Source organism: Burkholderia sp. A2 (genome assembly GCF_001729305.1).
In the GTDB taxonomy this organism is placed as follows: domain Bacteria; phylum Pseudomonadota; class Gammaproteobacteria; order Burkholderiales; family Burkholderiaceae; genus Burkholderia; species Burkholderia sola.
This window is the reverse complement of sequence record NZ_LZXX01000100.1, coordinates 80,784-104,873: the sequence shown is the minus strand read 5'-3', so window position 1 is coordinate 104,873 and position 24,090 is coordinate 80,784. Positions and strand designations below refer to the sequence as shown.

At 63.8% G+C, this 24,090-nt stretch carries 17 protein-coding genes; 9 read left to right on the top strand and 8 right to left on the bottom strand.

The window, feature by feature from the left end; all coding sequences use genetic code 11:
- Positions 1 to 172 precede the first annotated feature (172 nt).
- On the top strand, positions 173 to 1,714 hold the full coding sequence (locus A9Z05_RS19710; RefSeq protein WP_069619563.1) for an efflux transporter outer membrane subunit: 1,542 nt from the start codon (positions 173 to 175) through the stop codon (positions 1,712 to 1,714).
- 495 nt (positions 1,715 to 2,209) lie between these two features.
- Positions 2,210 to 4,030 carry an asparagine synthase (glutamine-hydrolyzing) gene (gene asnB, locus A9Z05_RS19705; RefSeq protein ID WP_069619562.1) on the top strand — a complete coding sequence of 607 codons (1,821 nt, stop codon included), beginning with the start codon at positions 2,210 to 2,212 and terminating at the stop codon, positions 4,028 to 4,030.
- A 234-nt stretch (positions 4,031 to 4,264) separates the two neighbouring features.
- Here the strand turns inward: asnB and A9Z05_RS19700 are convergent, their stop codons facing one another.
- Both A9Z05_RS19700 and A9Z05_RS19695 read right to left on the bottom strand, forming a co-directional pair.
- Positions 4,265 to 5,725: a heavy metal sensor histidine kinase gene (locus A9Z05_RS19700; RefSeq protein ID WP_069619561.1), complete on the bottom strand. Its 1,461-nt coding sequence runs from the start codon at positions 5,723 to 5,725 to the stop codon at positions 4,265 to 4,267.
- A complete protein-coding gene (locus A9Z05_RS19695; RefSeq protein WP_006481405.1) occupies positions 5,722 to 6,399 on the bottom strand; it encodes a heavy metal response regulator transcription factor in 678 nt (225 codons plus the stop codon). Before A9Z05_RS19695 ends, A9Z05_RS19700 begins: the two co-directional genes overlap by 4 nt.
- Before the next feature lie 725 nt (positions 6,400 to 7,124).
- Here A9Z05_RS19695 and A9Z05_RS19690 point away from each other — a divergent pair.
- Both A9Z05_RS19690 and A9Z05_RS19685 read left to right on the top strand, forming a co-directional pair.
- Positions 7,125 to 8,624 carry a PAS domain-containing sensor histidine kinase gene (locus A9Z05_RS19690; RefSeq protein WP_371090903.1) on the top strand — a complete coding sequence of 500 codons (1,500 nt, stop codon included), beginning with the start codon at positions 7,125 to 7,127 and terminating at the stop codon, positions 8,622 to 8,624.
- Positions 8,606 to 9,985, top strand: a complete 1,380-nt coding sequence (locus tag A9Z05_RS19685; RefSeq protein WP_069619559.1) for a sigma-54 dependent transcriptional regulator — start codon at positions 8,606 to 8,608, stop codon at positions 9,983 to 9,985. The genes A9Z05_RS19690 and A9Z05_RS19685 overlap by 19 nt, the downstream gene beginning before the upstream one ends.
- A gap of 80 nt (positions 9,986 to 10,065) precedes the next feature.
- Here the strand turns inward: A9Z05_RS19685 and A9Z05_RS19680 are convergent, their stop codons facing one another.
- From A9Z05_RS19680 to A9Z05_RS19665, 4 genes are all read right to left on the bottom strand, one after another.
- Positions 10,066 to 11,631: a methyl-accepting chemotaxis protein gene (locus tag A9Z05_RS19680; RefSeq protein WP_069619558.1), complete on the bottom strand. Its 1,566-nt coding sequence runs from the start codon at positions 11,629 to 11,631 to the stop codon at positions 10,066 to 10,068.
- A gap of 101 nt (positions 11,632 to 11,732) precedes the next feature.
- A complete protein-coding gene (locus A9Z05_RS19675; RefSeq protein ID WP_141723443.1) occupies positions 11,733 to 12,125 on the bottom strand; it encodes a hypothetical protein in 393 nt (130 codons plus the stop codon).
- 173 nt (positions 12,126 to 12,298) lie between these two features.
- Positions 12,299 to 13,585: an MFS transporter gene (locus A9Z05_RS19670; RefSeq protein ID WP_069619556.1), complete on the bottom strand. Its 1,287-nt coding sequence runs from the start codon at positions 13,583 to 13,585 to the stop codon at positions 12,299 to 12,301.
- Between the two features lie 48 nt (positions 13,586 to 13,633).
- Positions 13,634 to 15,058 carry a M20 family metallopeptidase gene (locus tag A9Z05_RS19665; protein WP_069619555.1) on the bottom strand — a complete coding sequence of 475 codons (1,425 nt, stop codon included), beginning with the start codon at positions 15,056 to 15,058 and terminating at the stop codon, positions 13,634 to 13,636.
- A gap of 133 nt (positions 15,059 to 15,191) precedes the next feature.
- Here A9Z05_RS19665 and A9Z05_RS19660 point away from each other — a divergent pair, with 133 nt between their 5' ends.
- Complete coding sequence (locus A9Z05_RS19660; protein ID WP_069619569.1) at positions 15,192 to 16,088, top strand: LysR family transcriptional regulator; 897 nt, start codon at positions 15,192 to 15,194, stop codon at positions 16,086 to 16,088.
- Positions 16,089 to 16,359: 271 nt separating this feature from the next.
- On the opposite strand, the gene mdeB is transcribed toward A9Z05_RS19660, so the two are convergent.
- Together mdeB and A9Z05_RS19650 are read right to left on the bottom strand one after the other, a co-directional pair.
- Entirely contained in the window at positions 16,360 to 19,050 is a 2,691-nt protein-coding gene (gene mdeB / locus A9Z05_RS19655; RefSeq protein ID WP_069619554.1) for an alpha-ketoglutarate dehydrogenase, read from the bottom strand.
- A 71-nt stretch (positions 19,051 to 19,121) separates the two neighbouring features.
- Complete coding sequence (locus A9Z05_RS19650) at positions 19,122 to 20,138, bottom strand: 1-aminocyclopropane-1-carboxylate deaminase (RefSeq protein ID WP_069619553.1); 1,017 nt, start codon at positions 20,136 to 20,138, stop codon at positions 19,122 to 19,124.
- A gap of 173 nt (positions 20,139 to 20,311) precedes the next feature.
- Between A9Z05_RS19650 and A9Z05_RS19645 the strand changes: the two genes are divergently transcribed.
- From A9Z05_RS19645 to A9Z05_RS36285, 4 genes are all read left to right on the top strand, one after another.
- Positions 20,312 to 20,824: an Lrp/AsnC family transcriptional regulator gene (locus tag A9Z05_RS19645; RefSeq protein WP_069619552.1), complete on the top strand. Its 513-nt coding sequence runs from the start codon at positions 20,312 to 20,314 to the stop codon at positions 20,822 to 20,824.
- 462 nt (positions 20,825 to 21,286) lie between these two features.
- A complete protein-coding gene (locus A9Z05_RS19640) occupies positions 21,287 to 23,017 on the top strand; it encodes a methyl-accepting chemotaxis protein (protein WP_069619551.1) in 1,731 nt (576 codons plus the stop codon).
- Positions 23,018 to 23,051: 34 nt separating this feature from the next.
- Entirely contained in the window at positions 23,052 to 23,582 is a 531-nt protein-coding gene (locus A9Z05_RS19635) for a chemotaxis protein CheW (RefSeq protein WP_069619550.1), read from the top strand.
- Positions 23,579 to 23,980, top strand: coding sequence for a hypothetical protein (locus A9Z05_RS36285; RefSeq protein WP_124478281.1), 402 nt, complete (start codon positions 23,579 to 23,581; stop codon positions 23,978 to 23,980). The genes A9Z05_RS19635 and A9Z05_RS36285 overlap by 4 nt, the downstream gene beginning before the upstream one ends.
- The last annotated feature ends 110 nt before the right edge of the window (positions 23,981 to 24,090 follow it).

Below are 24,090 nucleotides of genomic sequence, written 5' to 3'. Positions count from 1 at the left end.
GCTTCGTCCGCTTCGTCCGCGCAGGCCGCGCAGGCTGCGCAACCGGCGTCCGCGGCCGGTGCGCGCGACGTGCCGCAATTGCGCACAGCCGGCGTCGCACCCTCTGCGTCAACACTCGCTCCGGCGCCCACCCGCAGCTAACCCATCGACGACCACCCACGAGATGCCTGCCATGCGCCTTCTTCATCCGCTCCCGTTCGCTCGCCGCATCGTCGCGCTCGGCGCCGTCGCCGCACTGACCGCCTGCTCGACGCTGCCTCCCTATTCGCCCCCTGCCGTCGCGGTGCCCGCGCACTACGCGGGCGCGCCGGCCGTACCGGCGGAGCAGGCCGGCTGGCGCGCCGCAATGCCGGCCGACGCCGCCGCGCGCGGCGCGTGGTGGACCGTGTTCGGCGACGCCGATCTGAACGCGCTCGAAGCGCGCGTCGACGTATCGAACCAGACGGTGAAGAAAGCCGTCGCCGATCTCCAGCAAGCGCGCGCGATGGTCGACTATCAGCACGCCGGGTTCCTGCCGACGATCACCGCGGGCGTCGCACAAAGCCGCTCGCGCGTGTCGCAGAACCGGCTCGGTTCGTCGCTCGCCGGCAAAACGACGCCCGACTACCAGGCCGGCGTGGCCGCGAGCTGGGAACCGGACGTGTTCGGCCGCGTGCGCGACGCGGTGACCGGCGCGCAGGCGAATGCCGCCGCGAGCGCGGCCGACCTGCAGGCCGTGAAGCTGTCGGTCACGGCCGAACTCGCAACCGACTATTTCGCGCTGCGCTCGCTCGACACGCAGAAGCAGTTGCTCGACGACACGGTGCGCGCGTACGCGGACGCGCTGACGCTGCTCAAGCAGCAGCTCGCGGCCGGTGCGATCGACGCGTCGGCGGTTGCGCAAGCCGACACGCAGCTCGAATCGACGCGCACGCAAGACACCGACATCGATGCGTCGCGTGCGCAGTTGCAGCACGCGATCGCGACGCTCGTCGGCGAGAGTGCATCGACGTTCGCACTGCCGCCGCGCGTGCAGGCGTTCCACGTGCAGGCCATTCCGGCCGGCGTGCCGTCGCAATTGCTGGAGCGGCGGCCCGACATCGCGGCGGCCGAGCGTCGCGTCGCGGCCGCGAACGCGCAGATCGGCGAGGCGCGCGCCGCGTTCTTCCCTGATCTCGTGCTGTCGGCGAGCGCCGGCCTCGAGAGTTCGTTCTTCGCGCCGTGGCTCGCGGCGCCGAGCCTGTTCTGGTCGCTCGGCCCGCAACTCGCCGGCACGCTGTTCGACGGCGGCCGCCGCAGCGCGTCGCTGCGGGGCGCGCATGCGCAATACGACGGCGCGGTCGCCGATTACCGGCAAACCGTGCTCGTCGCGTTCCAGCAGGTGGAGGATCAGTTGTCCGCGATCGATGCGCTCGCGTCCGAAGCCGGCAGCCAGCAACGCGCGACCGACGCGGCCGACCTGTCGCTGCGACTGACGACGAATCGCTTCAACGCGGGCGCCGTCAGCTATCTGGACGTGGTGACCGCGCAGACGATCGCGCTGACGAACCGGCGCACGGCCGATCAGATCGACGCGCGGCGGGTCGAGGCCGAAGTCGGGTTGCTGAAGGCGCTGGGTGGTGGCTGGCAGGCGAGCGCGAGCGCAGTATCAGGCGCGGAATCGAACACCGACGCGAAGGAACACGCGGCGGCCGTGCGGCCCGAAGCCGCCGTCGCGCTGCGGTCGGCCGGTTGAACCTGCAAGGAGCGCGTGCCGCGCGCCATGCCCGCAAAAATCTTTTCGCGCCGCACTTACGATGCTGTCTTTCCGCCTCGGCGTAGGCCCCAAACGATGGTGTTGAAGCGCGGCCTGGGCGTGCGCCAAGGCGCAATGTGGACAGCCTCCACCACCCTGTAAAACAAGCACTAGCGTCGCCCCCACCGGCTTCGGATGATGGTTATATTGTTGTGCACGCACCCAATTTGTTGATCATCCGTTACGTGCACGCTATGCTCTTGTCACGAGTTGTTTGCCTCATTACGCCGCTCATGAGCCAAATCTGAAATTGCAAGCTCTTGAAAACGCATTAGCACAATCTTCGCGCATACTTCCCCCATTTTTTACATGAGCGCAACGCGTGCAGACACGAAAAGAACGTCGCTCTCAGCCTTTGCTGACGGCGCTACCACGAGTGTTCCCATTAGCCGTATCTGGGATGACTGTTAGCAGCACCTTCGAACGGCAACAGCTATGGACCACGCTGTTGCTCGCCCCCGTTCAACTGGGCGTGACCGCCTGATGTGCGGCTTGGCTGGGCTGATTCGCTATGACGGCCAGGCGCCCGCACAGGTCGAGCGGGTGCTCGCCATACGCGAGCGACAACGGCATCGTGGGCCAGACGGCCGGGGCTTATGGCATGACCAACACGCCGTGCTTGCTCACGACCGTTTGGCGCTACTCGACGCCGAGCATGGCGCGCAGCCGATGCGCAGTGCCGACCATCGTTACGTGCTGGTCTACAACGGCGAGGTCTACAACTATGCGGAGCTTCGCCGCGAACTGAGCGCGCGCTGGTCGTTCCACACGAACACCGACACCGAGGTGGTGCTCGCCGCGTATGCGGTTTGGGGCGAAGCGTGTCTTCGGCGCTTGAACGGCATGTTCGCGTTCCTGGTGTGGGACACCCGTCGTCAGCGAGCCTTTGCCGCGCGCGACCGGCTGGGCGTCAAGCCGTTCGTTTACCTGCAACAGGGGGCGGAATTCCTGTTTGCCTCGGAGGCCAAAGGACTGCTGCCTGCGATGCACGCGCCGCGTGCGAATAGCGACGCCGTGCTGGAATACCTGGTGGCGCCGTTCTTCAGCGGCGTGGCCCAACCCATGTTCGAAGGCATGGCGTACCTGCCGCCCGGGCATCTGCTGCGCCTGGATCGCGATGGCTTGCAGCTATCGCGCTGGGCGCCGGAGATTGCCGAAAATCCGGCTGCCAGGGCCGACGATATCGCTCCCGCGCTGCGCGAGCGGCTGGCCGCGGCCGTCCAGCGCAGCTCGATCGCCGATACACCGGTCGGCCTGTTTCTCAGCGGTGGCCTCGACTCCACGCTGATAGGCGGCCTGGCGCGAGCAGCAGGTACGACACCGCCGTGCTTCACCATTCGCTTTGAAGATCACGATCGCTACGACTACGCGCGTTCGCTGATCGTGGCTTCCGATGATCAGCCTTTCGCCGAACAGGCCGCAAATGAATTGGGCCTGCCACGCGAAGACGTCGCACCGACGCGCTCCGCGCTGGCCCAGGATCTGCTGCAATTGGCCACGCAAAACGATGCACTGCCCGCATGGGAACAGGAGCTGGCGCAACATTACCTGGCGCGAGCCGCCAGCACGCGCCTCAAGGCGGTATTGGTGGGCGATGCCGCCGATGAAACGCACTACGGTTATCACTTTCTGCTCGACCCGCACGCCACCCGTGACCCGACCCATATCCTGCAACGCTTGACCGGCGATCCCTATCTACGGCCCGGCCTGCTGGAGCGACCGTTGCAACACTACGGCGAGGTCTATCGCCAACTGGCGATCGCGGCCGGACACGATTGGCATACGCCCGCGTCACGTTTGCGCGCCACGCAATGGCTGGTGCGCCATCGTTGGTTGCAGCGGCTGTTGCATAACGGCGATATCCATGGCATGGCACATGGACTGGAAGCGCGCGTCCCCTTCAGCGATACCGAAGTTTTGGACCTGGCTGCCACCATTCCGGCCGAGCTGGCGCTACGTGACGGCGTGGAAAAGGCCATGTTGCGTGAAGCGTCGCGCGGTGCGTTGCCGGAAGCCGTGCGCCTGCGCAGGAAGTCGGCCTTACCCAAGGATCAAGGCAACGGCGAATCATTGCGCCACCACACCCGCGAAATACTGGCTACGGACGCCGACCGCATCGCCGGCTTGCTCGACGTACCCCGGCTGCAGCGCCGCTGCGCCGATCCATTGCCGCTGAATGAGCAAGAGCGCGCCGTCATGTTTCGGGCGTGCTCGTTGGCTCACTGGTCGCGGGTTCACGGCGTGAGCATGCCATGAGGCGAGCGTTGTTTCGCGTGGCTCCCGAGACGGGGCATCTCGTTCTTTGAGTCGAACCGGACCAGCGCTTGCGAACCGCTAGGCTTCGAAGTGGCGTTCTACGCGCCCGCCATCCCAGCCTGGTCGGATTGTTGAAGACGCTGGGCGGCGGCTGGCAGGCGAGCGCAAGCGCAGGCGCGGAGTCGAACACTGGCGCGACGGAACCCGCGGCGGCCGCACGGCCCCGACCCGCCGTCACGCAGCCGGCGGCCGGTTGAACGTGAGCACGAACCGCGTGCCGCGCGCGTCGCTTTCGACCTGCGCGGTGCCGCCGTGCAGCTCCATCACCGAGCGCACGATCGCGAGGCCGAGCCCGGCCGTACCGCCCGGCACACCGCCGCTGCGCGCGGGGTCGCCGCGCACGAAGCGGTCGAAGATCCGCGGCAGCAGCGCGGGATCGATCGGCTCGCCCGGATTCGCGACGACGACGCGCACCGCGTCCGGCGTTTCGTCGACACGCAGCGTGATGACACCGCCGGCAGGCGTGTAACGCAGCGCGTTCGCGAGCAGGTTGCCGACCGCGCGACGAAACAGCTCGACGTCGGCGGTCAGCTGCCCGTGCCCGTCGACGCGCAACGACGAGCCCGCTTCGTCGGCGAGCCCCTCGAAATACTCGGCGATGCGCTCGAGTTCTTCACGCACGTCGAACGCGCGCTGCCGCGTGACGAAGCTCGGATGCTCGGCTCGCGCGAGAAACAGCACGTTCTCGATCATCCGCGCGAGACGGTCGTATTCCTCGAGATTCGATTCGAGCAGCGTCTGGTACTCGTCGACCGAACGCGGCCGCGCGAGCGCGACTTCGGTGGCGCCGCGCATGTTGTTCAGCGGTGTGCGCAAGTCGTGCGCGAGATCGGCGCTGAATTGCGACAGATGCGCGAACGCCTGCTGCAGGCGGCCGAGCATCGCGTTCTGCGCATCGACGAGCGCGCGCAGCTCGGGCGGCGCGCGCGACGCATCGAGCCGCGTGTCGAGCTTGTCGACCGTGATCCGGCCGGTGTCGTCGACGATCTCGCGCAGCGGCGCGAGCGCCTTGCGAATCAGCCCGTAGCCGAGCAGTAGCGCGAACAGCGCGCCGAGGGCGCCGGCGAGTTTGAGCCGGTCGCGATAGCCTTCGAGCAGATCGGCGCGGTCGCGCATGTTGCGCGCGATCGCGATGCGGATCGGCGTGCGGTCGCCGAGCGCGGCCTCGATCAAGACGCCGCGCATCGGCGTGCCGCCGCCAGTGGTCCACGTGACGAGCCGGTCGGCCGTGATCCGGTCGTTCGCGGGAACCGGCGCCGCGTGCGGCGCGAACAGCTGCGCGTCCGCCAGCGGAACGGATGCGGCCGCAGGCGGGTCGTCGAGCGCGGCGAGCCGGACGTTGTGGCGCGCGAGCACGTCGCCCTGCGCATCCACGACGACCATCGACAGCGCCTCGTTGCCCAGCACCTGGCTCGTGAGCCGCTCCGCGTGCGCGCGAACCGCATCGAGCGACTCGAGCTCGCCCGCGAGCCGGCGCGTGTGACGCGCGGCCAGCACGATGTCGAGATCGTCCTGTGTGTTGACCTGCCGCTCGAGGCCCGCATACACGTACGCGCCGACGAGCGCGAACGCGGCGAGCGTGGTGGCGGCGAACGCGAGCGCGAGCGTCGCCGCAAGCGAGCGCGGGCGCGTCATGCGTCGTCCTTCGGTTCCAGCACGTAGCCGACGCCGCGCACGGTATGGATCAGCTTGACCGGGAACGCGTCGTCGATCTTCGCGCGCAGACGCCGGATCGCAACCTCGACGACGTTGGTATCGCTGTCGAAATTCATGTCCCACACGTACGACGCGATCTGCGTGCGGCTCAGCACCTCGCCCTGCCGGCGCGCAAGCAGCTGCAGCAGCGAGAATTCGCGCGGCGTCAGGTCGATTCGCGTCGCGCCACGCTTCACGCGGCGGCGCACCACGTCGATTTCCAGATCGCCGACCGTCAGATGTTCGGTCTCGCGCGGCGGCCCGCGACGGGCGAGCGTGCGGATGCGGGCGAGCAGTTCGACGAACGCGAACGGCTTCACGAGGTAGTCGTCGGCGCCGAGTTCGAGGCCGTGCACGCGGTCCTGCACGTCGTCGCGTGCGGTCAGGAACAGCACCGGCGTCGTGTGTGTTTCGCGCAGCCGCTTCAGCACGCCCCAGCCGTCGAGCACGGGCAGCATCACGTCGAGCACGATCACGTCGTAACGCTCTTCCTGCGCGAGCATCAGCCCTTCGGCGCCGTCCTTCGCCAGATCGACGCTGAAGCCCGATTCCTCGAGCCCCTTCTTCAGGTACGCGCCCGTCTTCGGTTCGTCTTCGACTATCAGGATGCGCATGGCCGGCTCCGTCGCTTTTCGTGGGGACATCCGGCGATGTTACCCGGAAACGGCGACACGGCTTCGCTCCGTGCAGGCGCGAACGGCGTAGATGACAAAACGGTAATCAGACGGTCAGCCTGGCGTGCGGTCGCGGTGCCAGGCGGGGGTTCCCGTGCCGTCAGCCCGATCGGGCGCCACATTGCTTTTATTGACGACGCACAGTCCGCAAACGATTGCGCACAAGACGAAAATAAAACGTTTCTGTACCATTCAGATAATAAGGATCACTTCCAGATATGAACACGAACCGTGTCTGACACATGAATTTCATTATGTACTTAAAACGGGAGTGAAACGATACGCTCGTCTCCCCGGCGCCCATATGGGTGCTTCCGCGCCTCCACCTTCTAGTTATTGCACCCACCGGCTGCCCAAATGCTTCGAGTGTGACCGAAATCGGCGCGCTTGTCGGACGGTTGGAGTGTGCGGGATTCCATCGCCGTCTTGTCTGACAAAACCCACCGAACGAGCGATGCGAGTGCATGCGTACCGCATACATCGCATGCTTCACATACGAATGGCCCGTCACATCGTCCCCGCGGCCACCCCATTATTCTCGACCGGACGTCGACGCGGATGCGAACGCGATTGCCCTGCACTGCGCAGACCATTTCCATGAGAACAGACGTAGCACCCTTCAACGCAAGACCATGCCGCTAGTCAGACCGAGGTTTTCAACGCAATTGTCGCTACTCAGGGCACTTGCCGCGGCGTTGTGCGCATCGCTGGTCGCAATCGTCTGGTTAATGGCCAGTTGCACCGAGGGCCACCGGATCGCATCCGCCAGACAGCGCGCGAGCGACGCGTGCGAGGCGATTGCTTCCCACTACACGCTGTCGTTACCGCACGCGACGGAGCCGAACGTTGAACTGTTGCGCGACGTACTCAACACGGCCCTTGCCGCATCCGCGGGTATCGAGGGAGGGTTCTGGCGGGCTGGCGCACCGCGCTCCACGCCGCCTGCGAGTGCGCCCGGGCATGGCGGTGGATTCCTCGCTTATGCGTTTCCTTCTTACCCGGGCAGCGGCATCAAGCGCGACATTCCGGAAGCGGAAACGCCGCTGATCCTGAGTGCGCTCTCCGCCGCTTCCAGCGCCGTTCGTCCCGCCGCCGAGATAGTCGGACGACACCGCGAGGCGGTTATCGCGATCGCGTGCCCCGTAAACGGACATACCGGGCTCTATGCGTGGACCCTCGTGCGCGCGCAATCGATGTGGGTCCGTCAGGGCGACGCCATCGTAGCGACGTTCGCCGGCGCGCTGGCGGTTCTGTTCGCCGTTTCCCTGTATCTCGCATTCGCACTGTGCGCATGGCGCGACAAACTGGTACGGCTCGACACCGCGCTCTCGAACGACGACGCCGATTGGACCGGAAGCATCTCCTGCCCGGGCGAACCGGAACTCGATCGAATCGCGCATGCATTCAACCGCTGGATTGCGCGTACCCGCGATGCGCGCGAACGGGCGAGCGAACTGGAAACACGCCTCGCTCACGCGCATCGTGTCGCGCTGCTCGGCACACTGGCCGCCGAGGTTGCGCATGAAATCCGCAATCCGGCCGGCGCGATGCGATTGAAAGCCGAAAACGCGCTGGCCGGTGATGCCTCCCGGCAGCAATCGGCACTGCGCTCGATACTCGGCCAGATCGAGCGCATCGAAATCCAGGTGTCGAGGCTCCTGGCGCTCACCCAGCCCGTTACGCCGCGCGTCGAGCCGGTCGATCCGGCCACATGGCTTCCGGAAAGCGTGCAGACACACGATGAGTTCGCGCGCAGCAAGGACGTCGCGTTGACGGTGGCCTGCAATATGCCGACGGCGTCCGCCGGGGAAATGACCGATCGCCCCGTTTTCGACCCCGCCCAGATGCGCCGTGCCCTCGACAATCTGATCGTCAATTCGCTGGCGCACGTTCGCCCGGGCGGCACGGTTCACATCGAGGCCAGCCGTCGCGCTTCGCCATGTGGCGTGCGCTTCGTACTCGAAGTCGCCGACGACGGCCCCGGCGTGGCCGAAGCCGAGCGCGCGCGCATCTTCGAACCCTTCGTCAGTGCGCGGCCCGGCGGCTGCGGGCTGGGTCTCACCCTGGTTCGAGAGATCGCAGCGTCGCACGGCGGCAATGCCTATCACGCCGCCACCCCTACTGCCTGCTTTGTCATCGATATCCCATGGCAACCATCCTGCTGATCGACGACGACGATGCCTTCTGCGAAGGATTGTCTGAAACGCTGACCGATCTCGGTCACGAAACCCTATGCGCCGGCACGGGCAAGCACGCGCTCGCACGCATCGAGCGAGGTCTGCAACCCGCCTGCATCTTTCTCGACATCCGGCTGCCCGACATGGACGGAATAGCCGTACTCGAGAAGCTGCGGCACGTCGATCGCCTCGCGACGGTACCCGTCGTGGTACTGACCGCCTATGCCCGTAGCGGCAACACGATCGCCGCCATGCGCTTGGGCGCGTTCGACCACCTGGCGAAGCCGGTCGGCCGCGACGATATCGCGCGCCTGCTCGAGCGCATCTTCGCGGCCCATTCTCCGTCCGACGCCGTTGCCCGTATGCCTGCGAACGTCGATGCATTCGACGAGCCTGTCGGTACGGAGCCGCGCTTGCTCGGCATCAGCGCGGCGATGCGCGAAGTACAAAAATGTATCGGCCGCGCGGCAGCGTCGGACGCGACCGTTCTCATCACCGGGGAAACGGGAACCGGCAAGGAAATCGCGGCCAGGGTGCTCCACGTCGAGTCGTCGCGTCGCGCTCGCCCGTTCGTTGCCGTCAATTGCGCGGCGATTCCCCATGAGCTTCTCGAAAGCGAGCTCTTCGGCCATTGCAAAGGCGCTTTCACGGGCGCCACGGCCGCACGGACGGGCCGGATCGTCGAAGCCGATGGCGGCACGCTTTTTCTGGATGAAGTCGGCGACATGGCGACCTGCATGCAGGCCAAGCTGCTGCGCGTGCTGCAGGAACAACAAGTCACCCCGCTCGGCGTCAACCGGTCCGTTTCGGTGAACGTCCGCGTGATTGCAGCAACCCACCGGGACCTGCGGACCATGGTCGCGAACGGAACGTTTCGCGAAGACCTGCTTTACCGACTCAACGTCATCCCCATTCATCTGCCGCCGCTGCGCGAACGGCTGGACGATATCCTGCCGCTCGCCGTCCATTTTCTCGACACGACGTCGAGCACGACTACGACGAAGCGGCTGTCCGTGCAGGCGGAGCGCCGCCTGATCGCGTATGCGTGGCCGGGCAACGTACGCGAACTGCGCAACGCGATCGCACGCGTGAATGCGCTCGCGCCCGGCGCCGTCGTCACTGGATGCGATCTCGCGTTCCTCGACGAACCGGGTGTTCCGTCGCGCGACGCGCTGCTGCCGGTCGCGATGCTCAATCGTCCGCTGTCGGAAGCCCTCGCCGCCGTCGAGCGCGAGATGATCCTGCGCACGCTGGCACTCACCGGCGACAATCGCGCGGAAGCGGCGAAGCGGCTCGGTATCAGCCGCCAGTCCCTGTACACGCGCATGGCGAACCTCGACATCGGCTAGCGCCGGATTGCCGGACACACGTGTGCGGGCGCGTTGACACGCTCGCTGCCGCACTGCCGGCGCAGCCTTGTCGCCCGGCTCTACAGTGCTTCACCGCGTCCAAGCTGAAACACCGAGACGACCTCCACCAGTTCCCGTGACTGCTGGCGCAGACTGATCGCCGCCGCAGCAGTTTGCTCGACCAACGCGGCGTTTTGCTGCGTCGTGCGCTCCATCTGGCCGACGGCTTCGCCGATCTGGGCCACGCCGAGCGATTGCTCGGTGCTCGCGGCGCTGATTTCGCTCATCGTCTCGGTGACGCGACGAATCGAGTTCACGACTTCTGTCATCGCCACCCATGCGCGCTCGACTTCCGTCGAACCTTGAGCGACGCGCCCCACGCTCGAGCCGATGAGCTTCTTGATCTCCCTGGCCGCATCGGCGGAACGTCCTGCCAGGCTGCGCACTTCGCTGGCGACCACCGCGAAGCCTCTTCCCTGCTCGCCGGCACGCGCGGCCTCGACCGCGGCATTCAAGGCCAGGATGTTCGTCTGAAAGGCAATGCTGTCGATCACCCCCGTGATGTCCGAGATTTGGCGGGAACTGTCGTTGATGCCCTTCATGGTTTCCACGACCTGGCTGATCACTTCGCCGCATTGCGCGGTCACCGTCGATGCATTCATCGCCAATTGATTCGCTTCGTGAGCGTTGTCGGCGTTCCGTGCCACGGTGGAACTCAGTTCCTCCATGGACGCGGCGGTTTGCTCGAGCGCGCTGGCCTGGCTCTCCGTGCGGGAACTGAGATCGTCGTTGCCCTGCGCGATTTCGGCGCTCGCCGCCGCGAGGTTATCCGAGCCGCGGCGCACGTTGGACACCACGCGAAGCAGTGCAGCCTGCATGTCACGCAAGCTGCCGAGCAGTCGGCCGAGTTCGTCCGTGCCATGAACGTCGACATGAACGCTCAGGTCGCCTCTGGCCACCCGATGCGCGACGTCCGTCGCGCGCATGAGCGGCCGGGTAATGCTGCGGGTGATCAACCATCCGCATACCACGCTCAACAGCATGCCGACAACGCCGAACGCGATCATCAGCGTGCGTCCGAATCGATAATTCGCGTCGATCTCGGCCGCAAGTCCGTCGATTTCTTCGCGCTGGTACGTCACCAACGCGTCGACTTTTTCGACGAGTTGCCGCGCGGTCGGTATGAATTGCTGTTCGAGCAACTGGTCGGCCTGTTCCGCTTTTCCTTCCTTCTTCAGCGCATAGATCTGATCCCGGATGGCGAGGAAGCGCTTGCGTTGCTGGCCGATGGCAGCGAACAAGCGCTTTTCCGCGTCCGACGTCATCACCGCCTCGATGGCCGTCTGCTTCGCCGCGGACACTTTCGATGCGGCGATGGCTTCGTCGTTGAAATAGTTGGCCAGCCCCGGATCGGCACTCTTCGCAATCGCGGTAGTGCGCGTCACCGCGACGCTGATTTGCCGGGACCAGTCATTGACGAGCCGCTCGGTCTGCAACGGCCTAGCGACCATGTCGCGGGTGGCCTGGGCAACGGAAGACAGACGCATCAGTCCGATGACGATCCCGATCAGCGACATCGCCAATACCATCGCAAAACCGAGCCCCAGCCGCTTGCCGATGTTCAACTTCGAAATAACGGTCAACATACCGGTCACTTGTTCGTGTTGTTGGAAAAATGGATGAATTGCAGATACGTGACTCGCGAGCGTATGTCGCGACATGCCGAAGCAAGACCATTTTTGTCGTATTAGTAGATCAACATGTTCTCGGCGATCTCGTGCTTCAACGCCTTCAGAACAAGCGTGAGAAGACGAGATACCTGCATTTCGACCTCGTCATCCTCGAAGGTCACGAGGGCCCGCACCCTGTTCCCTTCGATGCCGCCGAGCCAGTCGAGGTCTTGCGGGTGCGTCGACCACACCAGCAACGGCACGCCCCGCGGCAATCGACGCAACCCGCAATCCGTGCTGATCGTCGCCGCCTCGGGAACGCCACCCGGCATGAGCGACGCGCTCCATGCACGGTGCGCATCGACCGGATCGTCAATCTGGAGAAGCGCGACTTCCGGCATCGCCGTGAAGCAGGCTACGGTCGCTGAAACCACGGCAGCGCCGAGGCTTGGATCAATGACGACACACACGCGGGCCCGCTCCGAAGGCGGTAACAGCCAATTCCACGTCGACGCCCCCGACGATGCCGTGTCCAGTTTCCTTGCACTCATTCCGATCTCACCTCGCATGTGGTCGAAACAGTCCCGGACCGCACCCGTCGAAGCAATCGCTCGGCTGTGCGGGATTCCCTCGATGCGCTGCCTCATCGGAGATTCAACATTGATCGACATCCGCGCAATGCAATCAAACTCAGCACACCGACCAGCATCAGGTAAAACGCCGGCGATGCCAAATTGCCTGTCTGATGGATCAACGATGCGACGATCAGCGGCGCGAAACCGCCAAACAGCGTGACGCCGATGTTGTAGCTGATGGCCATACCCGTCGCTCGGGTTTCTGTCGGAAAGACTTCCGCCATCAGCGCCGGAAGCGCGCCGAAATAGACCGCCTTGAGCGTCCCGATCCAGGCCATCATCGCAATGAGCCTTCCCAGATCGGGATGCGCGCCAAGCAATTTGAAAACCGGATAAATGGTCAGGATGAACGCCATCCCGGCCCAGATCATCAGCCTGACGCGGCCGATCCTGTCCGACAGATAGCCGACGAACGGCGTAACGAACGTCAGGATCCCGCCGGTCAACATCGTTGCAATGAAGCCGAAACTGGCGGGCAGATGAAGCTCGCGTACCGCGTAGGTCGGAACATAAAGAATGACGTAACTGGCGCCGGTGGAAAGAACGAGCGTACCGATCGCCAACAACATTCTGGCTTTCTGATTGACGAACACTTCCCTTACCGGGAACGATTCGCGCCTTTCACGCGTTGCGCCGTCGGCCTCATGCACGTGCTTTCGCAAGTACAGGCCGACGGGGCCGATCAACACGCCAAAGAGAAACGGTATGCGCCAACCCCATGCGTCGATGGCGTCTGCATCGAGGGTCAAGGTCAGGAGAACGCCAAAACCGGCCGCGAGCATATAGCTCAACCCCTGACTCGCGAACTGGAAGCTGGCGAACAATCCCTTGCGTTCGGGGCACTGTTCCACCAGAAACGCAGTGGTACTGCCGAACTCGCCGCCGGCGGAAAAGCCCTGAAGCAGTCGAGCGCAGATGACCAAAATCGGCGCGATCATGCCGATCGACTCGTAGCTCGGCGTCAGTGCGATCGTCGTCGTGCCCACCATCATCGTCACGATCGACACCATCATCGATGCCTTGCGACCGCGACGATCCGCATACGACCCCAGCACGAGCGCGCCGATCGGCCTGGCCAAATACGAGATCGCGAACGTCCCGAACGTCAGAAGAAGGGATACCCCGCTGCTCGACGCCGGAAAGAAAGCCTTTGAAATCGAGATTGCGAAGAATCCATAAATCAGTATGTCGAACCACTCCAAAGCGTTGCCGACGGTTGCGGCGGACACCAGTCGAAAAACGTTAGGAGCCTGTTCTCTAGTCGGCGCGGCATCCACCATTTCCATAGTACGCATCTCATTCTCCGTTAACTTACGACAACAAGTGCATTAAAAATTGGCGTCTTATGCCTGGACGACGAGCGCTCCTTCCTTGCGTCGATCCCGGACGGCGGATGCCGACTCCCCGAGATCCCAGAATATGCCGGCCATGATCTGCAGCGCCTCACGCGCGACGCTTCCAAGCAGGTGTTCGTTCGGGGCGTGCTGCGAACAGGCTCCGTACGAGTGCGGAATCCAGATCGTCGGAAGGCCCAGCACCTCGGAAAAGACGTCGTTGGGCAGCGACCCGCCAAGATTGGGAAGCAAATCGGGATGCTTTCCGGTCGTCCGCTCGATCGAATCGAGCGCCCATGCGACCCACGGATCTTCCGGCGGCAGGCGCGTGGCGCCCATTCGCTCGCCGATAGCCACCTCGACCCTGTCGAACCCGGATGCGTCGAGGCGATGCCGTAGAACTTCCTCGATGCGCCCGCAATCCGTACCGACGACGTATCTGAGTTGGCAATGCGCATGCGCAACAGGAGGAATCGCGCCGATCGGGCTGGTCGGGTTACCGGTGGTAAAGGCCAGTACTTCCAGCGCGTTCCATGCATAGACACGCTCCTGGGTGGTCAACCCAGGTTCGCCCCAACCGGCATCGACGTGAGGATCGTTGGGCCCGCCACCGACGCTAATATTCTTCAGCGCCGTTCGTACCGAGGCCGGAATATGCGTCGGCAACAGCGCGTCGACGAGGATCCGCCCACGCCCGTCGACGAGCGACGAAATCGCGTTCGCGAGTACGGTTCCGGCATTGCCGAGCGCCCCTCCCCAATTTCCGGAATGATGGGCGCCCGACCGGAGCCGAACGGAAAGCGTGAAGTTGACGAATCCGCGCGACCCGAGAAAAACACAGGGGACGTGTGATCTGGCCCGGGGGCCATCCGAAGCGATCAGAACGTCGGCTGCGAGAAGGTCCTTGTTCTGCTCGCAGACTGCACGTAGCCCGGGCGATCCGGTCTCCTCCCCCATCTCGAGCAGCAGCGTCGCATTGAAACCCAGACGTCGATTTCTGGCCTCGATGACTTGCTCCAGCGCGGCGAGGTTGATCGTGTGCTGCCCTTTGTTGTCCGCCGTGCCCCGCCCAAACCACCGGTCTCCTTCAATCGTAATGTTCCATGGCGACATCTGGTCGTTCCACTGTCCGTCATGGCCACGGACGACATCACCGTGCCCGTACATCAGGATCGTCGGAAGCGAGGGATCCTCGATACGTGTCGCAATCAAGAACGGCGCGCTCCCCGCAACCGGGTTTTCGACGATACGAGACTCAAAACCAATACGGTCGATCGATGGGATGATCTCGTCGACGAGGTAGGCTCGAAGCTCGCCGGCCCTTCCGGAATCCTGACTTTCCGTCGCCATGTGGACGCGGCGTGCGAGATCTGTCAGGAATCCACCCGAATCGAAATATTTTGTGGCAGAGTCGATTGCTTGGCGACGCGTCATGGTGATCCTCGCGTGTATCGTGGAAGAGCGGTTTGTGCAGCCCTGATGGATCAAGCGTACGGAGCCAAAACGCGCACCACAATTGACTTTTTTGCGTGCCCTGCTTTCCAATAACGCAAACTTGGCGGACGTCATGCACAACGCTGCACTCCGATACTTCCTTGCCGTTGCCAACACCGGTTCGCTGAGCGAGGCGTCCGAAAAGCTGCACGTTTCGATCTCGGCGATCAGCCGTCAGATAACGAAGCTCGAGGAGGAGGTCGGCTGCCCGCTGTTCGAGCGTCAGGCGCGCGGCATGGTCCCCAACAAGGCCGGGGAGCTGTTGGCTGCGCATGTCCGGCGAACCCTGCTTGAAGGTCAGCAGGTGCTCGAGGAGATCAAGGCGCTGAACTCATTCGATCGAAGCACGATCCGCGTCTCGACGTCGGAGGCGTTTGCCCGGGATGTTCTCCCTCGCGCCATCACGCAATTTCTGGAAAAGTCGCCCGGTACCCGTTTCGAGGTGGCAGTGACAGCGCCGAAAGAGGTGACGGCACACGTACGGAGCGGCGAAGCCGATATCGGCCTGACGTTCGGTGTCGTACGAGAGCCGGAGATCAACGTCGAGTACACGCGGAGCGCGCCCATTTGTGCCGTCATGCCCCGTTCTCACGCGCTGGCCGGGCATGCGACGGTATCGATGGCCGAGTTGCGGAATTTCCCGATTGCGCTGCTTGACCGCGGCACGACGATCCGTCAGCTTTTCGATACGACGGCGAGCCTGGAGAATCTTCTCTTCGAGCCTGTCCTGACCTGCAACAACTCCAACATGCTGTATGCATTCACTCAAATGTCGGGAGTCGTGTCCCTGACCAGCCGTCTGACGGTGCAGGCGCGTCTGGCGACGGACGGTCTGGTAGCGATACCGATCGATCATCCGGGCATGTCGTTGCGTGCGATCCAGATCCAGACCCTGTCGGGCCGAGTGTTGTCGACCGTCCTGGTCGACTTCGTTGGCGAATTGGTGAAGCAGCTGCAAACGGCCGACTAGTTGCGCGACGACTTCGTACTGCCACCACCCAGTCCCGACATACCACGACCTACGGCGGCAAAGAAACCGCCAACCTGAGCAGAACCACCTTTGCCGTCCGCCCAAGGACGCGCCTTTCTTTTGGTTACTTTTCTTTGGAAGACAAAGAAAAGTGACCGCCGCCCCGCGCAGGGGCGACGCTAATAGACCGATAGCAAAACGGGTTCAACGACAAGCGTGTGGAGAGCCGCCTAAAACAACGGCCCCGACCATATTCCCGGGGAGCCCCACGTCAGTGCGCCACCACCCCGACGACATGAGAGGCCCCTGCCCGTTCGCGAACCTCATTCCCCGCCGCCTGCCCCTCGAGGGCCCGCAACCCCGCCTGCACGATGGCTTGCGCGTCCACCTCAAAATACCGCCGCAACTGCGCGCGAGAATCGCTTCGACCAAACCCATCGGTCCCAAGCGTGACATACCGCCGTCCGTCCGGAATATACGCACGCACCATTTCCGGAAGCGCTTTCACATAGTCGGACGCAGCGATAATCGGCCCAACCGTCGTACGCAACTGGCGAGCAATCCACGCGTCCCCGATGTCGCCCGAACCAAGCCGCCATTCCCGCTCGCATCGCGCGCCATCCCGCCCCAGCTCGACATAGCTGGTAACACTCCAGACGTCCGCGGCCACCCCATGTAACCGCTCGAGTTCGTCCGCCGCCTTGAGCACCTCGCCCATGATCGCGCCGCTGCCGAACAACTGAACCCGCCTGTGAAAGCGGCCTCCTTGTCGGAACAGATACATGCCTTTCACGATACCTTCATGCGACGCGTCAGCAATACTCGGTTGCGCGACGTTCTCATTGGTCACGGTGACGTAATAGAACTCGTCCTGCGCGTCACTCAGCATGCGCCGCAACCCGTAGTCGATCAGCACCGCCAGTTCGCCGGCAAAGGACGGATCGTACGCCCGACACGTCGGTATCGTCGACGCGAGAAGATGACTCGAGCCATCCTGATGCTGCAATCCTTCTCCTCCGAGCGTCGTGCGGCCTGACGTGGCACCGACGAGAAAACCCCGGGCGCGCTGGTCCGCAGCCGCCCAGATCAAATCGCCGATACGCTGAAAACCGAACATGCTGTAGTAAATATAGAACGGCATCATCGGAATACCGTGCACGGCGTAACTCGTCGCAGCGGCCGTCCACGACGAGATGGCCCCTGCCTCCGTAATACCTTCCTCGAGAATTTGACCATCGGACGCTTCACGATACGAGAGCATCGACGAATTGTCTTCCGGATCGTACAACTGCCCGAACGGCGCGTAGATGCCGACCTGTCTGAAAAGATTCGCCATGCCGAACGTTCTGGCCTCGTCCGCCACGATCGGAACCAGTCGCGGGCCAAGGTTGGCGTCCTTGAGCAGCGCACCGAGTTGCCTGACGAAGGCGGTCGTCGAACTCATGACCTTGCCGTCCGCATTCATCGAGAAGCCGGCGACGCTCGCCAGCGGGGGCACCACCAGTCGCTCGGATGCCGCACGTCTCTGGGGAAGATAGCCGCCAAGCGTCTCGCGACGCTCCCGCAAGTACCGCAGCTCGTCGCTATCGTGCGGCGGCCGATAAAACCGCGCTTCCGATGCCGCTTCGTCGGAAAGCGGGAGCGCGAATCGATCCCGAAATGCAATCAGGTCGTCCCGCTCCAGCTTTTTCTGCTGATGCGTCGTCATGCGCCCTTGCGCGATCGTGCCCATGCCATAACCCTTCATGGTCTTGGCAAGCACCACCGACGGTCGACCATTCCTGACGGTCGCCGCGGCAAAAGCCGCATGGATTTTCACGGGATCGTGCCCGCCGCGCCGAAGCATCGCGATGTCGTCGTCGGACAGCGACTCCACCAGCGCTCGCAGTTCCGGATTCCGGCTGAAGAACGTCTCGCGATTGAACGCGCCGTCATTGGCCGACAATGTCTGAAAATCGCCATCGACGGTGTTCGCGAAAGCGCGCTCGAGCACCCCGGCATGATCGCGGCCGAGCAACGCATCCCACTCCGAGCCCCAGATGCATTTGATGACGTTCCATCCGGCGCCGGCGAACAACGCCTCGAGCTCGTCGATGACCCGGCCGTTGCCGCGGACGGGGCCATCCAGTCGCTGGAGATTGCAGTTGATGACGAATGTGCAGTTGTCGAGCCGCTCGCGAGCCGCGAGCGTCAACGCGCCGATCGACTCGGGCTCGTCCATTTCTCCATCGCCGAAAAAACCCCACACGCGACGGTCGCCGTGCTCCTTCAAGCCGCGATTGTCCATGTACCGCATGAACCGCGCCTGATAGATGGCGTTGAGCGGCCCCAGCCCCATCGATCCGGTTGGAAACTGCCAGAAGTCCGGCATCAAAAAGGGATGAGGATACGAACTCAATCCCCGGATGCCGCGAGCCTCCCCCACGATCTCCTGGCGATAATGGGACAGCGATTCTTCCGACAATCGTCCCTCGAGAAACGCCCGAGCGTAGACGCCCGGCGCGGAATGCGCCTGGAAGAACACCAGATCGCCGCCGTGCACCGCATCCGGGCCGCGAAAAAAATGCTGGAAACCGACCTCGAACAGATCCGCGGCGGAAGCATAGCTTGCGATATGCCCGCCGAGCTCTCCCTGCGCGCGGTTGGCGCGGACCACCATCGCGAGTGCGTTCCACCGTATCAACGCCGCGATCCGCCGCTCGATGTGCAGATCGCCCGGATAGGCTGGCTGCTCTTCAGGCGCCACGGTATTGACGTACGGCGTGACCAACGGCGGCCGCCACGCAACGCGACGGGCCTGTGCGTGCGCCTGCAACGAGTCGAGAAGGTGACGTGCACGCGCCTTGCCTTGATCGCCGCCCCACGCGTGCAACACGCCATCGAGCGCGTCGCACCATTCCCGGAGCTCCTCCGGGTCGGGGTCCGTCATCGTGCTGGCCGGAAGTCGATTCTGCATGTCCATACTTGGCACCCCGAATTGGCGATATGCACGCCGCGTTCCGACTCAACTTGCAGCCGGAACGCAGCCGAGCCTCAACCGTTCTTGAACAGGAAGCTGTATGCGTTCAATGCGGGGACGCCACCGAGGTGCGCATACAAGACCCGGGACCCTTCCGGAAACTCGCCGCGGCGCACCCTGTCGATCATCCCGTGCATCGACTTGCCTTCATAAACCGGGTCGGTCAGCATCCCCTCGGTCTTCGCGCACAGTCGAATCGCTTCGAGCGTCCCTTCCGACGGCAAGCCGTATTCAGGGCCCCCGTAGCGCGTATCGAGCACCACGTCCGCGTCCTCGATCGGCCGTTCGAGTTCCACGAGATCGGCGGTCTGGCGTGCGATGCGAAGAATCTGCTCGCGCGTCTGCTCGGGTTTGGCCGACGCATCGATACCGATCACGCGATCCGCGCGTCCGTCCGCCGCGAACCCGACGACCATGCCGGCCTGCGTGCTTCCGGTCACCGAACACACGACGATGTAGTCGAACTTGAATCCGAGTTCGGCTTCCTGGGCGCGCACTTCCTCCGCGAAACCGACGAACCCGAGGCCGCCAAGCCGATGCTCGGAACAACCGGCGGGGATCGGATACGGCTTCCCGCCCGCGTTGCGAACGCTCTCCAGCGCCTCTTCCCAGCTCGGACGAATGCCGATGTCGAAGCCGTCGCTGACCAGCCGAACGTCGGCGCCCATCATGCGGGACATCTGAATGTTGCCGACGCGGTCATACACGGCGTCCGAGTAGTTGACCCAGTTTTCTTGAACCAGCACGCATTTCAGGCCAAGATGAGCCGCGACTGCCGCGACCTGACGCGTCTGGTTCGACTGGATGCCGCCAATCGATACCAGCGTGTCGGCGCCGCTCGCCAGCACGTCCGGCACGATGTACTCGAGCTTGCGGGTCTTGTTGCCGCCGAACGCCAGGCCGCTGTTGCAGTCTTCGCGTTTTGCATAGAGATGCACTTTGCCACCCAGCGCCTTGCCGAGGCGCGGCAACTCATGAATGGGGGTGGGTCCGAAGGTCAGCTTGTGGCGCGGGAAGCGATCGAGGTTCACGGAGGTTCTCCGAAAGTGGGCGGTGGGTTCCGACGCCCGATGTCGTCAAGGGCGACCGGGCACGAAGAAATTCTAGTGAAATACCTACGAAACGGGGTTGCAAACATCCGTCCATCGCCGCACTTTGAAATACAATTTCCCCCATCTCCACGAATTGTTATTTTTTAGAACCGATGAAATCGACAACAAAATTTCTCGGCAAATCGCGCCCGGCTGACGCGAGCCACGTCGAACTTGACCGTACGGACAAAGCAATCCTGCGGGCCCTTCAGAAGGACGCATCGATCTCGAACGTCGCGCTGGCGGCGAAGGTCAATTTGAGTGCGCCGGCCTGTTTGCGCCGCGTCGAACGGCTCAAGAGCCTGGGTTTGATCCGAGGAATCGTCGCGTTGCTCAACGCGCCTGCCCTCGATGCGGGCATGGTCGTGATCATCGGGGTCGTGCTGGATCGATCGACCCCCGAATCCTTTGCCGCGTTTGAAAAAGCCGCACAGAACGTATCCGGCTGCATGGAATGCCACGTGGTGACCGGCGAGTTCGACTACTTCATGATGCTGCGCACGCGCGATAGCGAAAGCTTCAACCGGCTCCATGCCGAGCAACTGCTTTACCTGCCCGGCGTGCGTCAGATTCGGACTTTCATGGTGCTCAAGCAGGTTCTTTCTTCGACGCAGATCGCCATATAGCGGCGGTGCAAGGCAGCCGTTTTCTGCTCACGCCGGAACTCACCGGCGACAATCGCGCGGAAGCGGCGAAGCGGCTCGGCATGAGCTCCCGGTCTCCGTACACGCGCATGGCGAGTCTCGACATCGGATAGCGTCGGATTTCCGGACACGCGTGTCCGGGCGCGTTGACACTCCCGCTGCCGCACTGCCGGCAAAGCCTTGCCCGACAGCCCCCTTTATGTGGCACACCACTTGCGTGTATTGCTCGGAACGATCTCGCAGATCGTACCAGGCAGGCGGCGCTCGTCCTTCGCGAACCGGCATGCGAAGACATCGAAGCCGGTACCGGTATCTGCGTGGTCGCGGTTACAACGACGGGGCGCGGATGGGCTTGGATGCATGTCGACGCTTTCCCGACCCGACGTTCATAACAAGCACAACGATATCCGCTCGACAAGGGCGAACGACAGGGGAAGATTAAACATGAGCTTCGGACAATTGACCGTGCGAGCGAAACTCGCGCTGACCTTCGGCATGATGGCTGCGCTGGTGGTTCTGGTTTCGGTGCTTGCAATCAGTGCGCTCGGGGATGCGAACGACAGCTTCGCGGATTACGTCGACGGGGCGCGCGCACGCGCGGCGTTGACGGAGAAAATTCGTGCGGCTGTACTTCAGCGCGCGGTCGCCGTCCGCAATCTCGTGCTCGTGATGAAACCCGCCGATGTCGAAGCGGAGCGCGTTGCGATGACACAGGCACATGAGGAAGTGCAGACACGGCTTCGCCAGCTGAACGAAGCAATCGCCACAAATCCAGACGTGACGGCGAAAGCCCGCGTGCTGGTGGCCGAGATCAACCGCATTGAATCGCGATATGGCCCGGTGGCCGTCGCGATCGGCGACGCTGCGTTACACGGCCAGCGGGATCAGGCGATCGCGATGATCGACGATCAATGCCGGCCGCTACTGAAGGAACTTGTCACAGCAGCCGACACCTACGCCGGTTTTGCAAGCAATCGGGCGGCTGAGAGCAAGCAGGCGTCCGTGCAACAGTACAGCCGACACCGCGCGTTGCTGATCGGCATCTGTCTCGCTGCACTCGCGGCAGCCGTCGTTGCGGCATGCCTGATCACGCGCAGCATCACGCGCGCACTCGGCGCGGAACCCGGCGACCTGAGCGACATCACACGCCGCGTCGCGGCGGGCGACCTCGGCACCGTCGACGGCGCCGCGGCCGCGCCGCAAGGTAGCGTGCTCGCGTCGATGGGCGAGATGCAGGCGAGCCTCGTCCGGCTGATCGGGCAAGTCCGCACCGCTGCGGACAGCATCGCGACGGGATCCAGCCAGATTGCGTCCGGTAACCAGGACCTGTCGTCCCGCACGGAACAACAGGCGGCGTCGCTGCAGGAGACGGCATCGAGCATGGAACAGCTCACCGCCACCGTGCGGCAGAACGCGGAGAGCGCGCAACAGGCGAGCGCCCTGGCCAACGGCGCGTCGGACGTCGCCCACAAAGGCAGCGCGGTCGTCAGCCAGGTCGTGGAAACCATGACCGACATCAGCGACAGCTCGTCGAAGATAGCCGAGATCACCGGGATCATCGAAGGCATCGCGTTCCAGACCAATATCCTCGCGCTGAACGCCGCCGTGGAAGCTGCCCGCGCGGGTGAACAGGGTCGCGGCTTCGCCGTCGTGGCGAGCGAAGTGAGAAGCCTCGCGCAACGTTCATCGAGCGCAGCCAAGGAAATCAAGGCGTTGATCGGCGCATCCGTCCAGAAGATTCGGGACGGCTCGCGTTTTGCCGACGATGCAGGTCACACGATGGCCGAAGTGACGAAGGCCGTGGCGCGCGTGACGGACATCATGGGTGAAATCGCCGCGGCGTCCTCCGAACAAAGTCGCGGGATCGAACAGGTCAACATCGCGATCACGCAGATGGACGAAGTCACGCAACAGAACGCGGCACTGGTGGAGGAAGCGGCGGCCGCGTCGAAGTCGCTCGAGGATCAGGGCCATCGATTGACCGAGGCTGTCTCGTTCTTCCGCGTCGGGTCCGCGGACAGCCGTGCATACGACCAGCCGGCGGCGCACCGGGGTGCGGCAGCCACGGCGGCCGTGTCGCGGCCGGTGCGACCGGGCCGCACGCCCGTGACGGAGGCGAGAACACCGTCACCCCGTGCCGCGATGGACGCTGCAGCAGACTGGACCACCTTTTGATTCGGCACGAACCATCCGTTTCCTGGAGCATGACATGACGGAAGCAGTTGAAATCGCGGAGAGCACACCCGGACGCGATAACGCCGGCGACGCGACCACGCAGATATTTGTCGCCTTCGTACTCGGCGGCGACGAATACGGAATCGATATCCAGAGTGTCCGCGAGATCCGCCCTTATGTAGAACCGACGCCCGCCGCCGATGCGCCGCCGTTCGTCAAAGGCACGATCAACCTGCGCGGCCTCGTCATGCCGATCGTCGACCTGCGTATGACGTTCTCGCTGGACCCGATCGGCGACACCGTGCCGACCGCCATCATCGTACTCGACGGTGCGGAACAGACGATCGGCCTGATCGTCGACTCGGTGAGCAGCGTCGTCGATATCGATCGCTCCGCGCGCCGCCCGGCGCCGGAGGTCGGGACCGCGATGCAAACGGAATTCGTCACGGGCCTCGCCGTCCACGAAGGAGACGACGGCAAACAACTGCTGACCCTGCTCGACATCGATCGACTGATGGAAACGGTCGACGTCGGCGCGCGCTGGAACCGTCCGAGCGAAGCTTGATCGACATTCAAACGATGACGAAAGACACACAACGGCCGCCGGTATGGCGGCCCATCGAGTTTTTGCCGAGCCTGTTCTATCTGGTCGACGCTCAAGTGGACGAAGCCCGGGCGACCTTCGACAAATTGACCCGGCACACGACGGAACGACACATGCCCGACCTTGCGATGCGCGAGCGAGTCAGGCATGACTACATCGGGCAACGAAAGCTGCTGCCGATTCAATACGAGCAATTCATGCGTTGGCAATGGGAAGCCACGACGGCGGAGCAACGGGACATGCTCAAGCGGATCGGCGAGCGCGCCGACCACCTTGCCGCGCTGTACGATTCGATCATCGCGTGGCTCGACGAATCGTCCCGGGTCACATCCGGCGTATCCACCTCGATCGACGTCTAATTCGTTGACGCCGGTGTATCGATCGATTGACACATCCGATTGCTCGCTGCCGGCAGTGCGTTGTCCGGCATAGGCCCCGATGTGGCACGTCGACGGTGTGCGCCTGCCTC